Origin of the sequence: Billgrantia tianxiuensis, from assembly GCF_009834345.1 — a bacterium.
Taxonomy (GTDB): Bacteria; Pseudomonadota; Gammaproteobacteria; order Pseudomonadales; family Halomonadaceae; genus Halomonas; species Halomonas tianxiuensis.
Map to the genome: position 1 here is coordinate 3802694 of NZ_CP035042.1, position 22542 is coordinate 3825235.

General features: G+C 66.6%; 15 protein-coding genes. 9 read left to right on the forward strand and 6 right to left on the reverse strand.

Going from position 1 to position 22542, the window contains the following annotated elements; translation table 11 throughout:
• Positions 1–74: 74 nt before the first annotated feature.
• Positions 75–1061 (reverse strand): SDR family oxidoreductase, encoded by a 987-nt coding sequence (locus tag EKK97_RS17780; RefSeq protein ID WP_159553910.1) that lies wholly within the window; start codon positions 1059–1061, stop codon positions 75–77.
• Positions 1062–1649: 588 nt separating this feature from the next.
• Here EKK97_RS17780 and glgA point away from each other — a divergent pair.
• The 9 genes from glgA to EKK97_RS17820 all read left to right on the forward strand — a co-directional run bounded on the left by glgA (position 1650) and on the right by EKK97_RS17820 (position 16537).
• On the forward strand, positions 1650–3272 hold the full coding sequence (glgA, locus tag EKK97_RS17785; protein ID WP_159553912.1) for a glycogen synthase GlgA: 1623 nt from the start codon (positions 1650–1652) through the stop codon (positions 3270–3272).
• Positions 3269–5083 carry a malto-oligosyltrehalose trehalohydrolase gene (gene treZ, locus EKK97_RS17790; protein WP_159553914.1) on the forward strand — a complete coding sequence of 605 codons (1815 nt, stop codon included), beginning with the start codon at positions 3269–3271 and terminating at the stop codon, positions 5081–5083. Before glgA ends, treZ begins: the two co-directional genes overlap by 4 nt.
• Positions 5080–7200 (forward strand): 4-alpha-glucanotransferase, encoded by a 2121-nt coding sequence (malQ, locus tag EKK97_RS17795; protein ID WP_159553916.1) that lies wholly within the window; start codon positions 5080–5082, stop codon positions 7198–7200. The genes treZ and malQ overlap by 4 nt, the downstream gene beginning before the upstream one ends.
• On the forward strand, positions 7193–9571 hold the full coding sequence (treY, locus tag EKK97_RS17800; RefSeq protein WP_236551274.1) for a malto-oligosyltrehalose synthase: 2379 nt from the start codon (positions 7193–7195) through the stop codon (positions 9569–9571). The genes malQ and treY overlap by 8 nt, the downstream gene beginning before the upstream one ends.
• Complete coding sequence (locus EKK97_RS24975; RefSeq protein WP_236551275.1) at positions 9559–9984, forward strand: hypothetical protein; 426 nt, start codon at positions 9559–9561, stop codon at positions 9982–9984. Before treY ends, EKK97_RS24975 begins: the two co-directional genes overlap by 13 nt.
• Position 9985: 1 nt before the next feature.
• Entirely contained in the window at positions 9986–10684 is a 699-nt protein-coding gene (locus EKK97_RS17805) for a DUF2934 domain-containing protein (RefSeq protein ID WP_159553918.1), read from the forward strand.
• An 84-nt stretch (positions 10685–10768) separates the two neighbouring features.
• Positions 10769–12952 (forward strand): glycogen debranching protein GlgX, encoded by a 2184-nt coding sequence (glgX, locus tag EKK97_RS17810; RefSeq protein WP_201296911.1) that lies wholly within the window; start codon positions 10769–10771, stop codon positions 12950–12952.
• Positions 12953–12984: 32 nt separating this feature from the next.
• Entirely contained in the window at positions 12985–15204 is a 2220-nt protein-coding gene (gene glgB / locus EKK97_RS17815; RefSeq protein ID WP_159553920.1) for a 1,4-alpha-glucan branching protein GlgB, read from the forward strand.
• A 37-nt stretch (positions 15205–15241) separates the two neighbouring features.
• Positions 15242–16537, forward strand: a complete 1296-nt coding sequence (locus tag EKK97_RS17820; protein ID WP_159553922.1) for an MFS transporter — start codon at positions 15242–15244, stop codon at positions 16535–16537.
• 27 nt (positions 16538–16564) lie between these two features.
• Here the strand turns inward: EKK97_RS17820 and EKK97_RS17825 are convergent, their stop codons facing one another.
• The 5 genes from EKK97_RS17825 to EKK97_RS17845 form a co-directional block, all read right to left on the reverse strand.
• Positions 16565–17248, reverse strand: a complete 684-nt coding sequence (locus EKK97_RS17825; RefSeq protein ID WP_159553924.1) for a haloacid dehalogenase type II — start codon at positions 17246–17248, stop codon at positions 16565–16567.
• Positions 17249–17339: 91 nt separating this feature from the next.
• Positions 17340–18290: a cyclodeaminase gene (locus EKK97_RS17830; protein WP_159553926.1), complete on the reverse strand. Its 951-nt coding sequence runs from the start codon at positions 18288–18290 to the stop codon at positions 17340–17342.
• Positions 18291–18322: 32 nt separating this feature from the next.
• Entirely contained in the window at positions 18323–19321 is a 999-nt protein-coding gene (eutB, locus tag EKK97_RS17835; RefSeq protein ID WP_159553928.1) for a hydroxyectoine utilization dehydratase EutB, read from the reverse strand.
• Positions 19322–19447: 126 nt separating this feature from the next.
• Positions 19448–20872, reverse strand: a complete 1425-nt coding sequence (locus EKK97_RS17840) for an aminotransferase (RefSeq protein ID WP_159553930.1) — start codon at positions 20870–20872, stop codon at positions 19448–19450.
• 59 nt (positions 20873–20931) lie between these two features.
• Positions 20932–22425: an NAD-dependent succinate-semialdehyde dehydrogenase gene (locus tag EKK97_RS17845; RefSeq protein WP_159553932.1), complete on the reverse strand. Its 1494-nt coding sequence runs from the start codon at positions 22423–22425 to the stop codon at positions 20932–20934.
• Positions 22426–22542 lie beyond the last annotated feature (117 nt).

Genomic DNA, 22542 nt, shown 5'->3' on the forward strand with positions numbered 1-22542 from the left:
CCTGTCAGCGATGTGCCGGGGCATGGCCCGGGGCGAGCGCATCCTGTCGCTCGCCGATGCAATTCGGCTCGATGTCAGGCCTGTCGGTGATAAGCGTAGAGCGCCAACGGCAGTGCTACCGCCGCAAGTCCCAGCGCCAGGCTCATGCCGCTCGACGAGCCGCCATGTTCGCGTTCGATCCAGCCGCCGCGCACGCTGCCGCTGCCATGCGAATCGAACAGATTGCCAGGACTCGGCTCGATGGGCAGGTCTTCGGCGAAGTGATCGCTGTGCACCTTGCGCTCCATCATCTTTTCTCCCAGAGGCGGTACCAGCGTTCGAATCGCGGCCATCATGCGCCCCGAATTTCCGACGAAGCGTTCGCGCACGGGATACTTGGCCGCGCTCAGGATCGCCGCAGCCACCTTTTCTGGCGGGTAGACTGGCGTCATCGCCTTGGCCGGTTGGCCTACGTAGTTGGCGCCCTGCTGAAAGAGAGGGGTATCGATGGAGGCGGGCAGGATGGTGATGACATGGATGCTCGGGGCATCGGCAAGCTCCATGCGCAGGCACTCGGAAAGACCGCGGATACCCCATTTGGAGGCTACGTAGGCGCTGGTGAAGGGTTGACCGGCGTGAGCCACCATCGAAGAGACATTGATCAATCGCCCATGCCCCTGCTCGCGGAATTGGCGAATCGCCTCCCGGGCGCCATTGACGCAGCCGAGCAGGTTGGTCTGGATGACCTTCTCATAGGCATCGCGCGGTGCCTCTTCCAACCTTCCGAACAACGTGACCGCGGCATTGTTGATCCAGACGTCGACACGGCCATAACGCGCGACTGCCGTGTCGCACAGCCGCTCGACCTGCTCGGCGTCGCCTACATCGGTAGGCACCACGATGCCGCGTCCACCGAGCCGTTCGCATTCCTGTAGGGTTTCTTGCAGAGCTTGCTCTCGTCGAGACGCCAAAACCAAAGTGGCGCCCTCTTGAGCAAAGGCATGCGCCGTAGCGCGGCCAATGCCGCTCGAGGCGCCGGTGATCACCACGACTACGTCATGCAACTTGTTGCTGCGAGCCATTTCTACCTCCTTGCAGATATTTTCCTTTCAGGACAGTTCGAAACGAATCGAACTTCCGCTTACCCACCCCCTTGAATCCTGGCAACATCATTCATTAGAAAAGAAATGACTAACCTCACGTTTTTCCTCACACCTTATCAGACATCGGCTGGCACTTTTCCTTTCCCTGCCGACTTAAAATTCTACTTAGCCTCCAACCTCTGTATTAAATATTCACGACTCATCTGACGAATTTCTTTACAAACTAACGAAAGTCATTCGCTAAAAACTGGTTGTCAATATGGCACAACCTATCGGGTGAAACTGTGACGGCGAGTTAAGCTGGTTGTCTCCCATGTAAAGCTTCACGACGCCGTCAACCACAAGCCCATCAGGGAGCCAGGCCTGTTTTTTACGATGGCGCTTTACCTAGGTTATCGGCGCTCTCGGCTTCGCCGAATTACTCTTCATCGTCTATACCTATGCAACGGTACCTCTTGACCAAGCTCCTCCCGCAGCCAGGAAAAGCTAACGGTGAGCGTTTCATCCAAGGCAAGAGGCGCCAACTCAGGCAGCGTGGCCAATGCCACTACAGGGAGGTCTGTCATTATGGGCAATGTGGCACTGAAGGGTATCGATTTTGAAACAAAAAATGACAGTTGCAGCCGTTCGATCAGCGTTCCTTCCGGCGATTTAGCGTTCGATGAACACAGCGACACCGAGCGGGACAGGGACTCCGATGAACCGTTCGAACGTGGCGATTCCAGGCATCCTGCCCAGCGCATTCTTTTCGTAACCTCCGAGATTGCCGATTTCGTCAAGGTCGGGGGGCTGGGCGACGTCTCGTCCGCCCTGCCCCGGGCATTGGCCGTCCATCACGACATTCGCGTCCTGATGCCCGCCTACCGAGAAGTGCTCGCCTCGTCACGCAAGATCCGCCACGTCGGTCACCTCCCTGCTTATGCCGATCTTCCGGCCTGCGAGGTCGGCGAAATGACCTGCGACGACGGCCTGGTCATTTACGTGTTGCTCTGCCCCGAACTCTACGAGCGTGAAGGCGGTCCTTACGGCACCGGACCGGGCGGGTACGGAAGTGGCGGCTGGGAAGACAACGACATTCGCTTCGCCCGGCTGTCGCTGGCCGCCGCCGAGATCGTAGCCGGCCATGCCGGGCTCGACTGGCAGCCGCAGCTACTGCATCTCAACGACTGGGCATGCGGCCTGGCACCGGCCTACCTCGCATGGCAGGGGCTTACGGTTCCCACGGTGTTCACGATCCACAACCTGGCCTATCAGGGCCTGTACGAGGCGTCGCGCTGCGCCGCCCTGGGCATTCCCCAAAGCGCCTTTCATATCGAGGGTGTCGAGTACTACGGCAAGCTTTCCTTCATGAAGGCGGGGATCGTCTATGCCTCCCACGTGACCACGGTGAGTGCAACCTACGCCCAGGAGATCACCACCCCCGAGTTCGGCTGCGGGCTCGACGGCCTGCTGCGCCGCAAGTCGGAACAGGGTCGGCTCAGCGGCATTCCCAACGGCATCGACGACTCATGGGACCCGCGCACCGACGCTCACCTGGTGCAGGCCTTCTCGGCCAATGACTGGCGCGGCAAGCGTGCCAACGCCGAGTACGTGCGCCACCGCTTCGGCCTGGCCCCCAGCGCCGGGCCACTGTTTGCCATGGTCTCGCGCATGGTGCACCAGAAGGGCGTCGACCTGGTCATCGAGGCGGCCCCCAGCATCGTCCAGGCCGGGGGCCAATTGGTCTTCATCGGCAGCGGCGAGCGCCGTGTCGAGGCCCAGCTCGACCGCCTGGCCGAACGCTACCCGGGGGCTGTGGGCGTCTATATCGGCTTCGACGAGGACGAGGCCCGCTGCATCTATGCGGGTAGCGACTTCCTGCTGATGCCGTCGCGGTTCGAGCCCTGCGGCCTGAGCCAGATGTATGCCCAGCGCTTTGGCTCCCTGCCCATCGCCCACCGTACCGGAGGCCTGGCCGACACCATCGAGGACGGCGTGACCGGCTTCCTGTTCGACGAGGTCAAGCTGGCCAGCTTCATGCAGGCGATCCAGCAGGCCTTTTCGGTCTATCACTCCACGGAGCTGTTCTACGCCATGCGCCGGGCGGCCATGACCGGCCGTTATCACTGGCGCCAGTCGATCGCGCCCTATACGCAGCTCTACCAGCGCATCAGCGAAGAAGCCGGTGTGGAGGCACGAATCACGGCATGAACGAAGCAGAACGTTTCCAATACACCTTCGGCGCCCAGGTCATCGGTCCGGAGTGGACGCAGTTCTCGTTATGGGCGCCCAGCGCCAGCCGGGTCGATCTCGAAGTGGAAGGCCTCACCCCCATCGCCATGACCCACGCCGGCGAGGGGCGCTTCGTCGGCGAGGCCCCTTGCGATCATGGGGCCCGCTACCGTTATCGTGTCTTCATCGCCGACGCGGTGGAGGGCATCGCCATTGCCGATCCTGCCTCCCGCGCCCAGGCGGGAGGCGTCGAGGGGTCGAGCGTGGTGATCGACCCCTACCGCCATGCTTGGCGCCATGCCGACTGGTGGGGCCGTCCCTGGCACGAGACGGTGCTATACGAACTGCACCTGGGTGCGCTGGGCGGCCTGGCGCAGGCGCGCCAGCAGCTGCCCTACCTGGCCGAACTGGGCGTCACGGCGGTGGAGCTGATGCCGGTGGCGGCCTTTCCCGGTATGCGCAACTGGGGCTACGACGGCGTCCTGCCCTATGCTGTGGACGAGACCTACGGCGATCCCGATGCGCTCAAGGCCTTCATCGATGACGCTCATGGCCTGGGGCTGATGGTCTTCCTCGATGTCGTCTACAACCACTTCGGCCCCGATGGCAATTACCTGCCGCGCTATGCCGATGCCTTCTTTCGCGACGACCGTCAGACGCCCTGGGGGCCGGCCATCGATTTTCGCCAACCCATGGTGCGCCGCTTCTTCATCGAGAACGCCCTGATGTGGCTCGACGAATACCGCTTCGACGGCCTGCGCTTCGATGCGGTACACGCCATCGGCGAGCGCGACTTCCTGCGCGAGATGGCCGAGACGCTGCGCAGCCACATTGATCCGCGGCGTTACGTGCATCTGGTGCTGGAGAACGAGCACAACGATGCCGACCTGATCGGTCCGGGCCTGTTCACGGCGCAGTGGAACGACGACTGGCACAACGTCATGCACGTGCTGCTCACCGGCGAGAGCGAAGGCTACTACGGCGACTTTGCCGACGCCCCGACGCAGAAGCTGGCACGCTGCCTTGGCGAGGGGTTCATCTATCAGGGAGACGCCACCCGACAAGGCACTCTCCGCGGCACGCCGAGCGCGCACCTGCCGCCGACCGCCTTCGTCGCCTTCCTGCAGAACCATGACCAGATCGGCAATCGCGCTCTGGGCGAGCGCCTGTCCCGGCTTGTCGAGCCGCAGGCGCTGGCAGCCGCCACGCTGGCGCTGCTGCTCTCGCCCATGGTGCCGCTGCTGTTCATGGGCGAGGAGTGGGCCAGCGAGCGCCCCTTCCTGTTCTTCACCGACCACCGCAACGAACTGGCCAAGGCCGTGCGCGAGGGGCGCCGGGCGGAATTCGCCGCGTTCAGCGCCTTCCAGGATCCGGCCTCGCGCGCGGCGATTCCCGATCCCAATGACGCGGCCACCTTCGAGGCATCGAAGCCCGACATCGAGGCTCGCGACACCTCCCCCCATGCCGAATGGCTGGCCTTCGTCCGTCGCCTGCTGGCGATTCGCCAGGCCGAGATCGTGCCGCGCCTGGATGGCGCCCACGCCCTGGGAGCCGAAGCACTCGCCGAGGGCGCCGTCATCGCCCGCTGGCAGATGAACGACGACACCTGGCTGGTCCTCGCCATGAATCTCGGGGAACGGACCGCAGCCACCAGCGCCTTCGGTGTCGGCCGGTGTCTCTTTGAGACCCGTGAGGGCGTGGCGGTTGCCACCGAGAGCGGCAGCCTGCCGCCGCGCTGTGCCGCGGCCTGGCTGAAGCGCGTACCAGGCGACGAGGAGCTTTGCGCATGAGTGAGGAGGGTCTGGAACAGTTGGCCATTGCTGCCGGCCTGATCGTCGAATGGGAAGACAGCGAGGGCCGCCGCCACCGGCTCAGCGACGCCGCCCAGCGCGACCTGCTGGGCCGGCTCGGCCACCCGGCCGATAGCGCAGTCGAGATTGCGGCAAGCCTGGAACGGCTGCGGCCTCCCGCCTCGCCGCAGGAGTGGCCACCACTGATTACCGCCGAGCAGGGTGCAAGTACCCCACTGCCGTCGCCGCTTTCTCGCGGGACCCGCTACCGGCTCGTGCTGGAAAGCGGCGAGCACCGGGAAGGTACGCTTGGCGACGATCACGGAGTATTGCCCGCCGTCGACGAGCCCGGCTACCACCGCCTGCAGATCGCCGCTGCCGAGCTGACCCTGGCCGTGGCCCCGCCGCGCTGCTTTACCCTGGCGGATGCCTGCGCCGGCGAATCGCCACGCCTGTGGGGATTGGCGGCCCAGCTCTACGCCCTGCGCCGGCCTGGCGACGGCGGCCTCGGCGACACCCTGGCGCTGGAGCAACTGGCGTGCCACGCCGCCGAATCCGGTGCCGCCGCGCTAGCCGTGAGCCCGGTGCACGCCATGTTCAGCGCCGATGTGAACCACTACAGCCCCTACTCGCCCTCGAGCCGCCTGCACTACCACGCCCTGCATGCCGCCCCGGAGGCACTGTTCAGTGAAGCAGCCGTGGCGGCGGCCATCGAGCGCAGCGGTCTGGGCGAGACACGGGCTCAGCTCGAAGCGCAGGAGCTGATCGACTGGCCCCGTGCGGCGCGCACCAAGCTTACCTGGTTGCGCGCGCTGCATGACGATGTGATGCAGCGCGAAGACGCCGAGGCACGGCGCGCCCGCCAGGCCCTGGCAACCTTTCGTGAACGGGGCGGTGCCATGCTCGAGGCGCACTGCCGCTTCGAGGCCCTGCAGCAGGTGCGAGGAGAACGCGACTGGCGCCAGTGGCCAGCGGCGCTGCGTGACCCGGCAAGTCCCGGGGTGACCCGCTTCGCCGAGGAGCACACCCACGAGGTCGGCTTCCATGCCTTTCTGCAGTGGCTGGCAAGCGAGGGGCTGGCCCGTGCCCAGGCCACGGCCCGTGAGGCCGGCATGCCGATCGGGCTGATCGCCGACCTCGCCGTGGGGGCCGACGCGGCCGGCAGCCAGGCCTGGAGCCGCCAGACCGAGATGCTGGAGGGCCTGTCGATCGGTGCGCCGCCGGATGCCTTCAACGTGCACGGCCAGGACTGGGGGCTCGCGCCCTTCTCTCCCCAGGGCCTGGTGCGTGGAGGCTTCGCCGGATTCATCGACATGCTGCGGGCCGGCTTCGCCCATGCCGGCGGGTTGCGCATCGATCATGTACTTGGCCTGATGCGCCTGTGGCTGGTGCCCCACGGCGCATCCCCCGATGAAGGCGGCTACGTGCGCTATCCGCTCGACGCCCTGCTGCGCCTGGTCGCGCTGGAATCCTGGCGGCACCGCGCCGTCGTCATCGGCGAGGACCTGGGTACCGTCGCCCCCGGCTTTCGCGAGCGCCTGGCACGCCACGGCATTCTCGGCATGCGAGTGCTGTGGTTCGAACGCGACGACGACGGCGGCTTCCTGGCGCCGGGGCAGTGGTCGCGGCATGCCGTTGCCACCAGCTCGACCCACGACCTGCCGACGCTGGCCGGCTGGTGGGCGGGGTGCGATATCGAATGGCGCGATCGCCTCGGCCTGCTCGGTGAAAACCAAGATGTCGACAGCGAACACGCCGAGCGCCGCATCGAACGGACGCGACTGGCTCGGGCGCTGCGCTTGGTCGATGACCACGTGCCGGAGGCGCCTCTCGACGCCGCTGCCCTGCCCGCCTCCAAGGTGCTCGATGCCTGCGCCCGCCGCCTTGGCTTAACCCCGGCGCCACTCACCCTGCTGCCATTGGAGGATGCCCTGGGCCTCGAGGAGCAGGCCAACCTGCCGGGTACCCTCGACGAACATCCCAACTGGCGGCGCCGCCTGCCGGACGACGCCGAGCGCCTGCTCACCTCGCCGGAGACGCTGTGCCGCCTGAAGGCACTGGCCGAGGCGCGCCGGGAAGCCGCCCACGGCGACGCGAGAGGGGGTTTCGATGAGTGAGATTCGTGCCACGGTACGCCTGCAGTTCCATCGTGGCTTCACCCTCGACGATGCCGCCGAGTGGGTGAGCTACTATGCCAGGCTCGGCATCAGCCATGTCTATGCCTCGCCGCTACAGATGTCACGCGCGGGCTCGCCCCATGGCTACGACGGCATCGACCCCACCCGCATTGACCCCGAACTCGGCGGTGAAGCAGCGCTAGAGCGCCTGGTCGAGTGCCTGCGCGAGCATGACATGGGACTGATCCTCGATATCGTGCCCAACCACGTGGCGGTAGGCGGCTCACAGAATTCTTGGTGGCAGGATGTACTGGCCTGGGGCCAGGCGAGTCCCTGCGCCGGTTTTTTCGATATCGACTGGCACTCGCCCGATCCACTGCTCACCGGCAAGCTGCTGCTGCCTTTCCTCGGCACGCCCTACGCCGACGCCCTGCACGGCGGTGACCTGGTGTTGCGCCACGAGCCCGAAGCGATGGATTTCCATATCGCTTACCACGAACATCGTTTCCCCATCGACCCTCGCCGCTATGGCGACATCCTGCGTCTGGCCGAGCACGAAGCGTTGTGGGACCTGGCGCCACGCTTCGATGCCCTGCAACAGCGCGATGACGCCTATACCGCCGTGGCCGAGTGTCGCCACGAACTGCGCCAGGCATTGGCGAACCCGACCGCCGGGCAGGCACTACAGCGAGCCCTGGTGCTGTTCGACGGTAGCACTCGCGGCGGCGCCATTCGCCTGCACGATCTGCTGGAGCAGCAGGCCTATCGCCTGGCCTGGTGGCGTACGGGAGCCGACGAGATCAATTGGCGGCGCTTCTTCGACATCACCGAGCTCGGCGGGCTACGCATCGAACGACCCGAGGTGTTCGAGGCCGTGCACGCCCTGCCCCTGCGCCTGGTGGAGCAGGGCTGGGTCGATGGCCTGCGCGTGGACCACGTCGACGGCCTGGCCGATCCGCGCGGCTACTGCCGCCGCCTGCGGGCCCGCCTGGGCGAGTGCCAGAAGCGGCGGCCGCCGCAAGCGGTGCGCCACGTGGCGATTTTCGTCGAGAAGATTCTTGCCGCCGACGAGACCCTGCATCGCGACTGGGGCGTCGACGGCACCACCGGCTACGAGCTGATGAACGCCATTTCCGCCCTGCAGCACGACCCGGCAGGCGCCGAGCCGCTGGGTGATCTATGGCGCGTCGTCAGCGGTCGGGAGGAGGACTTCCTAGCCGAGGTACGTCTGGCCCGCCGCGAGGTACTCGCCAGCCTGCTAGCCAGCGAGTTCGAAGCCTGTGCCCACGCCCTGCATGCCGTGGCCCGCCACTCCCTGGCCACCCGCGACGTCACTCTGGCGGCAGTGCGCCGGGCACTGACGGCGCTGGTCGTGCATTTCCCGGTCTACCGCACCTACGCCGACGACGGCGGCCGCCCCGAACTAGACGCGCCCTTCTTCGACCAGGCCATGGCCGGCGCTCGCGGCGAGCTGAGTCCGCCCGATGCCGAGGTACTGGAGTGGCTGGAACGCTGGCTGGGCGGCGAGGCACCCGCCGACGCCGAGGGTGCCGAGGAGCGCTGGCTGCGTCAACGTGCCATCGTGCGTTTCCAGCAGCTCACCTCGCCGGTGGCCGCCAAGGCCGTGGAAGACACCGCCGGCTATCGCAGCGCGGCACTGATCTCGCGCAACGACGTGGGCTTCGACGGCGAGCACTTCAGTCACTCGACGCGCTGGTTCCACGAGGCCAACGCCTGGCGTGCGCGCCACTTTCCCCACGGCCTGGTCGCCACGGCCACCCACGATCACAAGCGCGGCGAAGACGTGCGTGCCCGCCTGGCCGCGCTGAGCGAGAACGCCGACGGCTTCGCCCCCCGCGTGGAGCGCTGGCGCAACCTGGCCGCCCCGTTGCGCCACTCGCTTCCCACCGGGCCCGCTCCCGCCCCCGGCGACGAGTTGATCCTCTACCAGGTCCTGCTCGGCGCCTGGCCGCCGACGCTCCGTAGCGACGACACCAAGGCCATGCGCCGCTTTGCCGAGCGCCTCGCCCAGTGGCAGCAGAAGGCCTTGCGCGAGGCCAAGCTGCGCACGCATTGGCTGTGGCCTGACGAAGCCTACGAGCATGCCTGCCGCACCTATCTGGAGGGGCTACTGACGTCCCCCGAGCTGTGCCGGGGGCTCGAAGAGGCAGCCCGCGAGCTGGACCTGCCAGGCGCGCTAAACGGCCTGGTCCAGACGACACTGCGCCTGACCGTTCCCGGCATCCCCGACCTTTATCAGGGCTGCGAGTTCTGGGACTACAGCCTGGTCGATCCCGACAATCGCCGCCCGGTCGACCATGGCGCACGTCAGGCCGCACTCACCGAGACCCCGATCCCATGGCGGCATTGACCCACTGGCAGGACGGTCGCGTCAAACAGACCCTGATCGCCCGCCTGCTGGCGCTGCGCCACGCCCACCGAGATCTCTTCACGCATGGCGATTACCGCGCCTTGCCGGTCGAGGGCGAGCACGACGACAGGCTCGTGGCCTTCCTGCGCCAGCATGGCAACCAGCAACTGCTGGTGGTAGTACCACGCCTGGCCGCCGGGCTGCTGTCAGGCGCCGAATGCCCCTTGGTACCGTCGTCGTACTGGGGCGATACCCGGGTGCGGATCCCTGGAGAGACGGGTGCCGCTTGGCAAAACATGCTGACCGATACCACCCTGAAAGGGACCGCCAAGAGCCTTGCCGCCGAGGAACTGCTGCGCGATTTCCCCGTCGGTATCCATATACGCCATATGCACAGGCAAAGGGAGAGCTAGGATGGCTAACGAAGAACGCGTACGGAACCTGGCCTACAAGATCTGGGAATCGGAAGGGCGCCCCGAGGGACAGCAGCAGCGTCACTGGGACATGGCGCTGAGGATCGTCACCGCCGAGGAGGAAGAAGGCATCGATGCGGAACTCGAAGAAGTCGGTGAGCCGGTGGACGAGCCGCCCATCCTCGAGGACGACCTGCCGCTGGAGGACGACGAGATCGGCATCCAGGAGAATCGCCTACCGCTGGATTCCCCCGATGGCGAGCCCGATTTCGATGAGCTGCCCTATCGCGACGACCGCGACGTGGCACGCGACGAACCGGTGCAGGATCGCGCCAGCCCCGGGCCGGCCCCGGACGAACCCGAGCCCACCGCGGCCTCGACCCGCCCGCTGCCTGCGGAACAGGCCACCGCCACCGGCGCCCAGGACCAGGACGTCGCCAACCGCGGCGGACCGGATGCACCGGCCACTTCCCCCGACCCGGGGCCAGGGCCGATGGAGCCGCTGCCGCCGGAGTCCGCCACCGCCAAGCGTACCCGCAAGCCACGCCGAAGCGACGACGGGTTGACCCAGCCTGACGCGACCGATACTTCCCAAGTGCCGGGCAAGACGGCCAGCAGCGCCAAGGCAGCCTCATCCTCCTCTAAGGCCAAGGCAGGCAAATCGTCGGGCCGCTCCAGCCGCACGAAGCCCAAGGGATGAGACCGGGGCCTAAAGCTAGGCCATAAGTACCGGGGCATAAGTACCGGGGCAAGATGCGCCCCTCTGTTTCATGGATGAAAACCGATGAACACCAGGCAAGCGCCGCAACAGAACGACACCGCCGTGGCGGTCGATGAACTTCCCGGCGTGATCCGGCACTCGCGCGTACGCGAGGGCTCGCCGTTCCCGCTGGGAGCGACCTGGGATGGTCTGGGCGTGAACTTTGCCCTGTTCACGGCCCACGCCACCAAGGTCGAGCTGTGCCTGTTCGACGAGAGCGGCACGCGGGAAGTGGAACGCATCGAACTGCCCGAATATACCGACGAGGTGTGGCACGGCTACTTGCCCGATGCACGCCCGGGCCAGCTCTACGGTTACCGGATACACGGCCCTTACGACCCCGAAGCTGGGCACCGCTTCAACCCGCACAAGCTACTGCTCGACCCCTACGCCAAACAGCTGGTGGGCGAGCTGACCTGGGACGAGGCGCTGTTCGGCTACACCATCGGCCACGCCGATGGCGACCTCAGCTTCGATACCCGCGACAGCGCCCCTTTCATGCCGCGCTGCCGGGTGATCGATCCCGCCTTTACCTGGGGGCGTTCCCGCGGCATTCAGCAACCCTGGGAGCGTACCGTGATCTACGAAACCCATGTGCGTGGCTACACCATGCGCCATCCGGCGGTGCCCGAGGCACTGCGCGGCACCTTCTCGGGGCTGATGGTCAACGAAGTGGTCGACTATATCCGCTCGCTCGGCGTGTCGTCGGTGGAGCTGCTGCCGATCCACGCTTTCGTCGACGACCAGCACCTGCTCGAACGCGGCCTGCGCAACTACTGGGGTTACAACACCCTGGGCTTCTTCGCTCCCCATTCGCGCTATCTCTCGGGCGACAACATCAACGAGTTCAAGCAGATGGTGGCCTGTTACCATGCCGCCGATCTCGAGGTTATCCTCGATGTGGTCTACAACCATACCGCCGAAGGCAACGAACTCGGCCCGACCCTCTCGCACAAGGGTATCGACAACGTCTCCTACTACCGGCTGCTGCCCGACGAGCCGCGCTACTACATCGACGACACCGGTACCGGCAATACGCTCAACCTGAGCCACCCGCGGGTGCTGCAGATGGTGACCGACTCGCTGCGCTACTGGGCCACCGAGATGCGTGTCGATGGTTTCCGCTTCGACCTGGCGACCATCCTCGGCCGCGAGCCCCACGGCTTCGACGAGGGTGGCGGCTTTCTCGACTCGTGCCGCCAGGATCCGGTGCTGAGCCAGGTCAAGCTGATCGCCGAGCCCTGGGACTGCGGCCCCGGCGGCTATCAGGTCGGCGGCTTTCCGCCCGGCTGGGCGGAGTGGAACGACCGCTTCCGCGACACCAGCCGTGCCTTCTGGCGCGGCGACGAAGGCCAATTGGCGGAGTTCGCCTCACGCCTGATGGGCTCGGCAGACCTGTTCGATCGCCGCGGCCGCCGCCCCTTCGCCTCGGTCAATTTCGTCACCGCCCACGACGGTTTCACCCTGCACGACCTGGTGGCCTATGACGACAAGCACAATGAGGCCAACGGCGAAGACAACCGCGACGGTCACGACCATAACCTATCGTGGAACCACGGCGAGGAAGGGTCCACCGAGGATCCCGCCATCCGCTCGCTGCGCTTGCGCCAGATCCGCAATTTCCTGGCCACGCTGCTGCTCTCCCAGGGCACGCCGATGCTGCTGGCCGGCGACGAACTGCTACGCACCCAGCGCGGCAACAACAACGCCTACTGCCAGGACAACGAAATCAGCTGGCTCGACTGGAATCTCGAGGGCGACGCCCACGACACGATCGAGTACCTGCGCCGGCTGATCCAACTGCGCCTGCGTTATCCCATCCTGCGCCGCGGCCGCTTTCTCTCCGGCGAGTACAACGAGGAGATGGGACTCAGGGAAGTGACCTGGCTCGCTCCCGACGGCAGCGAGATGGACGTGGCACGCTGGGAGGATCCCCAAGCGCGCAGCCTCGGTCTATTGCTGGACGGTCGCGCGCGACCCTCGGGCATTCGTCGCGCCGGCGACGACCGCTCGCTGCTGATCCTGTTCAACGCCGATCCCGAACCCATCGCCTTTCGCCTGCCCGAAGTGCCGCGGGGCATCGGCTGGGTGTGCCGGCTCGATACCAGCCGCAGTTCGGCGCCGGAGAACACCTTGAGAGACTTTGGCGAGGATCATGCCATGGTCGGACGCTCGCTGGCGCTGTTCGAACTGGAGCAGGCGCCATGAATGCCGGCCTTCACGCTTTACGGAAACAGGCTATGACGGAACTGAAGGACAGAGAGCGACAAGCAGCCCCTACCACGGCCGACCTGCCCCCAGCCGACACAGAGGCCCTGGCCCGCGGTCGTCACCCCGATCCCTTCGCCGTACTCGGCCTGCACGCCCAGGGCGATGGTTATGTCTTGCGGGTCTACGCGCCCGGCGCACAGGCCGTGGAAGTGCTCGAGCGCGACAGCGGTCGTTGGCGAGGTGAGCTGACCGAGCGCTCCATCCCGGGCCTGTTCGTCATCGCACTGGACGAGGCCTTCCCCTATCGACTGCGCCTCCATTGGCCCGACGGCGTGCACGAGACCGAGGATCCCTACGCCTTTGGCCTGCTGCTTGGCGACATCGACCTGCACCTGATCGGCGAAGGCACCCATCGCGATCTCGGCCGCTGCCTGGGAGCCCAACGCTTGGAGATCGACGGCGTGGCGGGCGTGCGCTTCGCCGTGTGGGCGCCCAACGCCCGGCGGGTCTCGGTGATCGGCGCCTTCAACGGCTGGGACGGTCGCCGCCACCCCATGCGCCTGCGCCACCAGGCCGGCGTATGGGAGCTGTTCGTGCCGTGCCTACAGCCGGGCGAGCGCTACAAGTACGAGCTGGTGGATGCCAACGAGCAAGTGGTTCACAAGGCCGACCCAGTAGCGCTGGCCAGCGAAATGCCGCCCGGAACCGCCTCGAAGGTGGCCGATATCGAAGGCTTCGCATGGCACGACGAGGCCTGGCTCGCCCGGCGCGCCGACACGCTCGCTCCCGATCGCCCGATCTCGATCTACGAAGTGCATGCCGCCTCGTGGCGCAAGCACGGCGGCAACGAGGGCGAGCTCTACAGCTGGCAGGAACTGGCCGAGCAGCTGATTCCCTACGTGCTGGAGATGGGCTTCACCCACGTCGAGCTACTGCCGATCATGGAACACCCCTTCGGCGGCTCCTGGGGCTATCAGCCGCTGGGCCTGTTCGCCCCCACCGCGCGCCACGGCTCGCCGGCCGACTTCGCCTGTTTCGTCGACGCCTGCCATCAGGCGGGGCTCGGCGTGATCCTCGACTGGGTGCCGGCGCACTTCCCCACCGATGCCCACGGCCTGGCGCGCTTCGACGGTACCGCGCTGTACGAGTACGCGCATCCCTTCGAGGGCTTCCATCAGGACTGGAACACCTACATCTACAATTTCGGGCGCCGCGAGGTGCACGGTTTCCTGCTCTCGTCGGCGCTGCACTGGCTCAAGCACTTCCACGTCGATGCGCTGAGGGTCGATGCCGTGGCCTCTATGATCTATCGCAACTACTCGCGGCGCGACGGCGAATGGATTCCCAATCGTCATGGCGGCCACGAGAATCTCGAGGCGCTGGATTTCCTGCGCCATCTCAACCGGGTCGTCGCCGAGGAGGTACCCGGCACGGCGGTCATCGCCGAGGAATCGACCGCCTGGCCGGGCGTAACGCAGCCTGTCTCCGAGGGCGGGCTCGGCTTCGCCTACAAGTGGAACCTGGGCTGGATGCACGACACCCTGAGCTACATCGTCGAGGATCCGATCCACCGCAGTTACCATCATCACAACATGACCTTTCCCCAGGTCTATGCCTACTCGGAGCGCTTCGTGCTGCCGATCTCACATGACGAGGTGGTCCACGGCAAGCGCGCACTGCTCGACAAGATGCCCGGCGACGAGTGGCAGAAGTTCGCCAACCTGCGCGCATACCTCGCCACGCAGTGGACCCAGCCGGGCAAGAAACTGCTGTTCATGGGCTGCGAGTTCGGCCAGTGGCGGGAGTGGGATCACGATCGCGAACTCGACTGGGAACTGCTCGACGAGCCCCGCCACGCCGGCGTGCGCCTGCTGGTGGGCGATCTCAACCGGATCTATCGCGAGCTGCCCGCCCTGCATCAGGGCGACTGCGATCCCAGCGGTTTCGTCTGGGTCATCGGCAACGACCATACGAATAGCGTCTTTGCCTGGCTACGCTGCGATACCGCCGGCGAGCCGCTGCTGGTGATTGCCAACATGACGCCGGTGCCGCGTGAGAACTACCGGGTCGGCATACCGCAGAGCGGCGAGTGGGAGGAGATCTTCAACAGCGACGCCGAATGCTACGGCGGCTCGAACATGGGCAACCTTGGCCGGCTCGAGGCCGTCGACGAACCGCGACACGGCCAGCCGGCGAGCCTGGCGCTTACGCTGCCGCCGCTGGCGGTGATTTTGCTGCGACCTCGCTGAGTGCTGTCTTTTCCGGACGCGAGACAAGGAGAATGTCATGCTGGCCATGCTGCAACCGGTCCGTTCGATCCTCTGGAGCGTCGCCCTGCTGCTGCTCGGCAACGGCCTCATCAACACCCTGCTGACCTTGCGCGGGACCGACGAAGGCTTCTCGTCTACCGTGGTAGGCGTGATCATGTCGGCTTACTTCGTCGGCTTCACCTGCGGCACTTGGGTCAGCAGCCGGCTGATTCGCCGTGCCGGGCACATCCGCGCCTTCGCCTTCTGCGCCGCACTATGCGCTTCAGGAGCATTGCTGCATATCATCTTCGTCGACCCCTGGGTGTGGATCGTGCTGCGCTTCTTCTACGGCCTGGCCTTCGTGACCCTGATGACGGTGATCGAGAGCTGGCTCAACGGGCAGGCGGCGAGCCACGAGCGCGGCCGGGTCTTCGCCACTTACATGCTGGTCAACCTAGGGGCGATCGCCGCCGCCCAGCAGATCCTGCGCCTGGACACGCCCGGCGGGTTCCTGCTCTTCGCCGTCACGGCCATCCTGATCAGTTGGGCGCTGCTGCCGATCACCATGACCCGGCGCCAGCAGCCTACGGTGCCGGAGAACGCCAAGAGCAGTCTCAAGGCTCTGCTTGGGTTTGCCCCCCTGTGCGTCGCCGCCTCGGTGCTGTCGGGGCTGGCCATGGGCGCCTTTTGGGGCATGGCTCCCCTGTATGCGCGCCAGTTGGGCTGGAGCGCCGCCGACGTGGGCATGCTGATGAGCGTGACGATCCTGGGCGGGGCGCTGCTGCAGCTGCCCATCGGCCGCTTCTCCGACAAGCACGACCGCTCGCAGGTGATGACCTGGGTGGTGATCGTCGCCGCGGCGCTCGCCGTGCTGATGCCCTTGGCGCCCAATCAGGCGACGCTGATGGGGCTGTTCTTCCTGTGGGGCGGTTTCTCCTTCGCCATCTACCCACTGGCGGTGGCGCAGTTGATCGACCAGTTGCATCCCGAGGAGGTGGTCTCGGCCTCGGCGGACATGCTGGTGACCCAAGGGGCGGGCAGCGCCCTGGCCCCGATTCTCGCCGGCATTCTGATGGGCGCTCTGGGTCCCCAGGCGCTGCCTCTCTATATCGCCGCGGTGCTGGCCCTGCTCGGCGCCTATGCGCTGTATCGCCGCCGCCACGTGTCCGACCTGTTGCATGGTCATGCTCACTTCGAGCCAATGACCCAGACCAGCCCGCTGTCGCTGGAGATGATCTTCGACGACAGCCAGCCCGACCTGTTCGACGATCCCAGCTTCTACGAGGAGAACGAGCGCTACCGGTTGGTCGAGGCGTATCGACAGCGCGAATGATGTTCAGCTCAGGCGGTCGGAGAGCCCTCAGCCCAGGCGATCGGCAAGCGCCTCCAGATCGGTCACGGTCAGGTCCGGCTCGATGCCCCAGGGGTCGAAGGGGGCGTCGAGGCTGCGCCGCACCCAGGCGGCGTGCAGCCCGGCATGGCGGGCGCCAATCACGTCGAAGGGGTTGCTCGAGATCAGCCAGGTATCGCCGGGAGCCACCTCGAGACGGTTGCGTAGATGCGCGTAGACGGCGGGGTCGGGCTTGAAGCGCTTGACCTCGTCGACGCTGATCACCGCTTCGAAGCGCTCGAGGATGCCGGCCTGCTCCAGCAGGCCGCTGACTGCATCGAGAGTGCCGTTGGAGAACGCCACGCAGCGCATGCCGGTGGCGGCCAGGCGCTCCAAGGCATCTGCCGTCTCGGGAAAGGCCGGCAGGCGGCCATAGGCCGTCATCAGGTGGTCCTTGTCGACGTCCGACAGCTGCGTCTGCAAGGCACGATCGGTGAAATCCAGCGCCTCGCGAGTGCACTGACCGAACGGCACGTAGGCCCCCATCAGGCCACGACGAAAGCTGTACTCCAACTGCTTGTCGCGCCAGCGCCGTGAGAACTCGGCGGCCAGCTCACCCTTCCCGGCCCTGCCGAGCCGCTCTTCCAACTCGGTGACCACGCCATGGGTATCGATCAGGGTGCCGTAGACATCGAAGGCCAGAACCGTTGCCATCTGCGCTACTCCTCGTTTCGCTTCGCCAGTCCTCAGCATGGGGGCAGATACCGCCATGCTCAAGGCGTAGCGCTTGGGGCGCGATGGCGCATTATCCGGCCAGCCGAGACAGGGCAAAGTTGGCAATGGCGGTGTCCTGCACCCCGGTACCGGTCAGGTCGCAGAGCGTGATGGCGGCATCCGACAGCCGCAGGTTCTCGCCCCGCTCGATCACCCGCCCCAGCTCATGCACCTTGAACGGCGGCTCACGCTTCTCATTGGCGAAAACCTTGAGTTCGCCGTTGTGCTCGCTCTGGGCGCGGGTATCGCAGACGAAGACGTCGGCACGGGTCAGCACCGATTCGTCGAGTTCGCGCTTGTCGGGGCTGTCCGAGCCCATAGCGGTGACATGCACGCCCTCGGGCAGGTCGCTGGCGTGCAACAGCGGCTCCCGCGACGGCGTCGCGGTGACGATGATGTCGGCCTGCTGGCAGGCGGCGTGCACGCTGTCGCTCACGGTGACGGTGAAGCCCTGGCTGCGCATCTCCTCGGCGTAGGCCTCGGCACTTTCACGGTGACGTGCCCACACATCGAGGGTGTCGATATTGCGCACCAGGCGCAACGCCTCTACCTGGCGCCGCGCCTGCTCACCGGCACCGATCACACCGACCCGACGGCTGTCCCTCCGCGACAGGTGCTTGGCCGCAATCGCCCCGGCCAGGGCGGTGCGCACCATGGTCAGGTAGCCCTCGTCGAACAGCACCGCCTCGACCTGACCGGTTTCGGCGGAGAATAGCATCATCAAACCGCTCAGGCTCGGCAGGCCGCGCTTGGGGTTGTCGAAGGCGCCACTGCTGACCTTGATCGCGTAGCGCTTCCAGCCTTTGATATGGGCCGTCTTGACGTCGACTTCGCTATTGAACTCCTCCATGGCCATCGACAGGATCGGCGGCTGCACCACCTCGCCGCGGCCCAGGGCGGCGAACCCCGCCTCTACCTGGCGCAGCGCCTCGTCGTCGATACCCACCACCGCCTCGATCTCGTCACGCCGATAGAGCTTCATCCCTTCCTCCTGGTTCGTCTCTCCTGGTCACATCAGCGCCTACACATGGCGCGCGCCCGATCCAGCGTCTCCAGCGCCACGCCGTTGCCGGAGAGGATCAGCGCCACCCGCTGGCCGCGCACCTGGATGCCATGCTCGGCCAGGGCGGCAAGCCCCACCGCCGCGGCCCCTTCCACCAGCAGCTTCTCGTGCTCGAGGATGTCTACCATGGCATGGGCGATGGCGACTTCCGAGACCTGGTAATGGTCGTCCATCACCTCGCGTACCAGACTTAACGTGCAGCGATTGTCGAGGCCAATGCCGCCACCTAGCGAGTCGGCCAGGCTCGCGACCTCCTCCACCGCCACGGGCCGCTCCGCCTGAAGACTCTCCCACATGGCCGCGCCATGGGTGAGGCTGACGCCGGTGATGCGGGTCTCGGGGCGAATGGCCTTCACCGCCGCGCCGATGCCCCCCAGCAGCCCGCCACCGGAGAGCCCGACGATGACCCGGTCGAGATCTGGCGCGTCCTCCATCAGCTCCAGGCCGATTGTGCCCTGGCCGGCTGCGATCAGCGGATCGTCGAAGGGTGGAATCAGCGTCATGCCGCGCTCGCTCACCAGCCGCTCGACCTCGCCGAAGGCCTCGTCCTGACTCTCGCCCACGCGCCTGACCTCGGCCCCCAGCGCCTCGATGGCGGCGACCTTGTTGGCCGGCACCAGGCGCGACAGGCAGATCGTCGCGGCAATGCCGAGCCTGGAGGCGGCAAAGGCCACGGCGCGACCGTGGTTGCCGGTGGAGGCCGTGACCACGCCGGCTTCCAGGGCATCGCGACCGTGACGCTCGATCAGCGCGGCGATCATGTTGGCGGCGCCGCGCAGCTTGAAGGCGCCGGTCGGCTGCTGGGTTTCGAGCTTGAGCAGGATCTCGGCGTCGAAGCGCTCGGAGAGCGCGTGGGAGCGGACCAGCGGGGTCCGTACCGCCTGGCCGGCGATGCGGCGGCGGGCCTGGTAAACGGAAGCTAGGGAAACGTCGTGCTGGGGTTGCGACATGTCGATGCGGACTCAACGGCTCGTTGCAAGGATGAGGTGTTTCCAGACTAGGAAAGGTTGCCGGCAAGGGCCAAGAAAAAGGCCGCGGGTTCGAGCCCCGCGGCCTTTGGGTTCAGCTTGGCCGGATTAGCCGACCGACATGGTGGCCTTGACGGCGCCTTCGCGGACCAGTTGGTCGGTGACCTTGTTCACCGCGCGCTCGGCGCGGGAGACGATCTCGTCGACCTCGGCGCGGGTGGCGATCAGCGGCGGCGCGAAGCCGAGGATGTCGCCCTGGGGCATGGCGCGGGCGATCAGGTTCTCGTCCAGCGCCGCCGCGGCGATGCGCGGGCCGACCTTGTGCGCGCCATCGAAGTGCGCGCGCCTGGCTGGATCGACGGAGAACTCCAGCGCGGCCAGCATGCCCACGCCGCGCACGTTGCCGACGATGGGATGGTCGCCGAAGGCGGCCTGCATCCGCTGCTGCAGGTAGGCGCCGGTTTCGGCGGCATTCTGGGTCAGCCCCTCACGCTCGATGATCGCCAGGTTGGCCAGCGCTGCGGCACAGCCCAAGGCGTGGCCCGAGTAGGTCCAGCCGTGGCCGATGGGGCCGTACTGGCCGGTGCCCTGCTCCAGCACGCTCCACACGCGGTCGCCGACGATCACGCCGGAGAGCGGCTGGTAAGCGCTGGTCAGGCCCTTGGCAACGGTGATCAGGTCGGGCTTGATGCCGTAGTGGTGGCTGCCGAAGTCGGCGCCAATGCGACCGAAGCCGCACACCACTTCGTCGGCAATCAGCAGCACGTCGTACTTGGCCAGCACCGCCTGGATTGCTTCCCAGTAGCCTTCCGGCGGCGGCACGATGCCGCCGGTGCCGAGCACCGGCTCGCCGATGAAGGCGGCCACGGTGTCGGGGCCTTCGGCCAGGATCATCTCTTCCAGCTTCTGGGCGCAGTACTGGGAGAACTCGCGCTCGCTCATGCCTTCCTGCTCGGCGGCGCGGTGGTAGTAGTACGGCGCCTCGGTGTGCAGGATGCCGGCCAGCGGCAGGTCGAACTGATCGTGGAACGCCTTGAGGCCGGTCAGCGAGCCGGTGGCCAGCCCGGAGCCGTGGTAACCGCGCTGGCGCGAGATGACCTTCTTCTTCTGCGGGCGACCGAGCACGTTGTTGTAGTAGCGCACGATCTTGAGCTGGGTCTCGTTGGCGTCACTGCCGCCGAGGCCGTAGTAGACCTTGGACATGCCGGGCCCGGCGAGCTCGATGATCTTCTCGGAGAGCGCGATCTGCGGCTCGTTGGAGTGGCCCACGTAGGTGTGGTAGTAGGAGAGCTCCAGCGCCTGCTGGTAGATCGCCTCGGCCACCTCGGTGCGGCCGTAGCCGATGTTGACGCAGTACAGCCCGGCGAAGCCGTCGATGAACTCGCGGCCGTCCTTGTCGACGATGTGGATGCCCTTGCCGCCGGTGATCACCCGGCCCGGCGCGTCGCCATGGGCGAAGTCGCGCAGGTGGGTGGAGGCGTGGAAGGTGACCTTGCGGTCGCGCTCGATCAGATCGCGGTGCTGCTGGCTCATGATGCTCTCTCTTCTTCAGGTCCCCGCCGCGGCGGGGAGATGTTCAAATTCAATTATGACTAGCTACCCGATACGGAGCCCAAGGCACCCAGGCAGTAGTACTTCGTCTCGAGATATTCGTCGATCCCGGTGATGCCGCCCTCGCGCCCCAGCCCCGACTGCTTGACGCCGCCGAAGGGTACGGGCGGGCCGGTCATCTTCACCGAGTTGACGCTGACCATGCCGTACTCCAGCGCCCGCAGCAGCTTCCAGATGCGGCGGATGTCGTGGGTATAGACATAGGCCGCCAGGCCGTACTCGGTGTCGTTGGCCATGGCGATGACCTCGTCGTCGTCGCGGTAGGCGGTCACACCGGCCACCGGGGCGAAGTTCTCCTCGCGCCACACCTTCATCTCGGGCGTCACGCCGGTGAGCAGCGTGGGCATGAAGAAGTTGTCGCCCGGCGCGCGAGTCTGGTCGCCGGCCACCAGCGTGGCTCCACGCGAGATGGCGTCGTCGACGATGGCCGCCGCCTTGTCCACCGCCTGGCGATGGATCAGCGGCCCCAGGTCGACCTCGCTCTCCATGCCGTTGCCCACGGTCAGCGCCGCCATGCGCTCGGCGAAGTATTCAACGAACTCGTCGTGGATCGACTCGTGCACCAGGATACGGTTGGCCGCCAGGCAGTCCTGGCCGGCGGTCTGGAACTTGGCCGCCACCGCGGCGAAGGCCGCCTCCTTGGGGTCCATGTCAGGGCCGACGATGAACGGCGCGTTGCCGCCGAGCTCCAGCGAGACGCGCTTCACCGTCTGCGCGCTCTGCTCGAGCAACAGCCGGCCGACCCGGGTGGAACCGGTGAAGGATAGCGCCTTGATACGCTCCTCGGCACACAGAATTTTCGAAACCTCGGCGGGTTCGCCCAGCACCACGTTGAACACGCCCGCCGGAATGCCGGCGCGCTCGGCCAGCTCGGCCAGCGCCAGCGCCGAGAACGGCGTCTCGCCGGCCGGCTTGACGATCACCGGGCAACCGGCAGCCAGGGCAGCGGCGGCCTTGCGGGTGATCATCGCCAGCGGGAAGTTCCACGGCGTGATCAGCGCAGCGATACCCACCGGCTCCTTGAGCGTGCCCAGCGCGGCGTTGGGGATGTGGCTGGGAATGGTCTCGCCGAAGGTGCGCTTGCCCTCTTCGGCAAACCAGCGCACGAAGCTGGCGCCGTACTCCACCTCGCCGCGGGCGTCGGGCAGCGGCTTGCCCTGCTCCAGGGTCATGATGGTGGCGAGATCCTCGCGGTTGGCCTGCAGCAGGTCGTGCCAGGCCAGCAGGCGCTCGGCGCGCTCGTCGGCGCGCAGCGCGCGCCAGTGAGCGAAAGCGGCATCGGCGGCGTCCACCGCCTCGCGGATCTGGTGCGCCTCGAGCCAGGGAATGTAGCCGATGGCCTCGCCGGTGGCGGGGTCGAAGACCGTCTCCTCACGGCCGCCATCGCCGTGAGTCCACTTGCCGTTCACGTAGGCATGCTCGCGAAACAGGCGCGGATCTTCGAGCCGTGCGGCCAGCGTGTTGGACAGTTTCATGGGCACCTCCCCTGACATCGGCCCTCACTCATGGGCCGGCTGTGGCAAAACGATAGAGCAGCCGGCGGCTGCTCGATGGGTACAGGGTAAGGGCAAACCCAGGGCGGGACTTTTCGT

What these genes read in the sequence shown, in the direction of transcription:
- EKK97_RS17780 (WP_159553910.1), bottom strand. Translation starts at nt 1,061, where the DNA reads ATGGCTCGCAGCAACAAGTTGCATGACGTAGTCGTGGTGATCACCGGC.
- EKK97_RS17820 (WP_159553922.1), top strand. Translation starts at nt 15,242, where the DNA reads ATGCTGGCCATGCTGCAACCGGTCCGTTCGATCCTCTGGAGCGTCGCC.
- malQ (WP_159553916.1), top strand. Translation starts at nt 5,080, where the DNA reads ATGAGTGAGGAGGGTCTGGAACAGTTGGCCATTGCTGCCGGCCTGATC.
- glgA (WP_159553912.1), top strand. Translation starts at nt 1,650, where the DNA reads ATGGGCAATGTGGCACTGAAGGGTATCGATTTTGAAACAAAAAATGAC.
- EKK97_RS17830 (WP_159553926.1), bottom strand. Translation starts at nt 18,290, where the DNA reads ATGAAGCTCTATCGGCGTGACGAGATCGAGGCGGTGGTGGGTATCGAC.
- EKK97_RS17840 (WP_159553930.1), bottom strand. Translation starts at nt 20,872, where the DNA reads ATGAGCCAGCAGCACCGCGATCTGATCGAGCGCGACCGCAAGGTCACC.
- EKK97_RS17805 (WP_159553918.1), top strand. Translation starts at nt 9,986, where the DNA reads ATGGCTAACGAAGAACGCGTACGGAACCTGGCCTACAAGATCTGGGAA.
- glgB (WP_159553920.1), top strand. Translation starts at nt 12,985, where the DNA reads ATGACGGAACTGAAGGACAGAGAGCGACAAGCAGCCCCTACCACGGCC.
- EKK97_RS24975 (WP_236551275.1), top strand. Translation starts at nt 9,559, where the DNA reads ATGGCGGCATTGACCCACTGGCAGGACGGTCGCGTCAAACAGACCCTG.
- EKK97_RS17845 (WP_159553932.1), bottom strand. Translation starts at nt 22,425, where the DNA reads ATGAAACTGTCCAACACGCTGGCCGCACGGCTCGAAGATCCGCGCCTG.
- treZ (WP_159553914.1), top strand. Translation starts at nt 3,269, where the DNA reads ATGAACGAAGCAGAACGTTTCCAATACACCTTCGGCGCCCAGGTCATC.
- eutB (WP_159553928.1), bottom strand. Translation starts at nt 19,321, where the DNA reads ATGTCGCAACCCCAGCACGACGTTTCCCTAGCTTCCGTTTACCAGGCC.
- EKK97_RS17825 (WP_159553924.1), bottom strand. Translation starts at nt 17,248, where the DNA reads ATGGCAACGGTTCTGGCCTTCGATGTCTACGGCACCCTGATCGATACC.
- treY (WP_236551274.1), top strand. Translation starts at nt 7,193, where the DNA reads ATGAGTGAGATTCGTGCCACGGTACGCCTGCAGTTCCATCGTGGCTTC.
- glgX (WP_201296911.1), top strand. Translation starts at nt 10,769, where the DNA reads ATGAACACCAGGCAAGCGCCGCAACAGAACGACACCGCCGTGGCGGTC.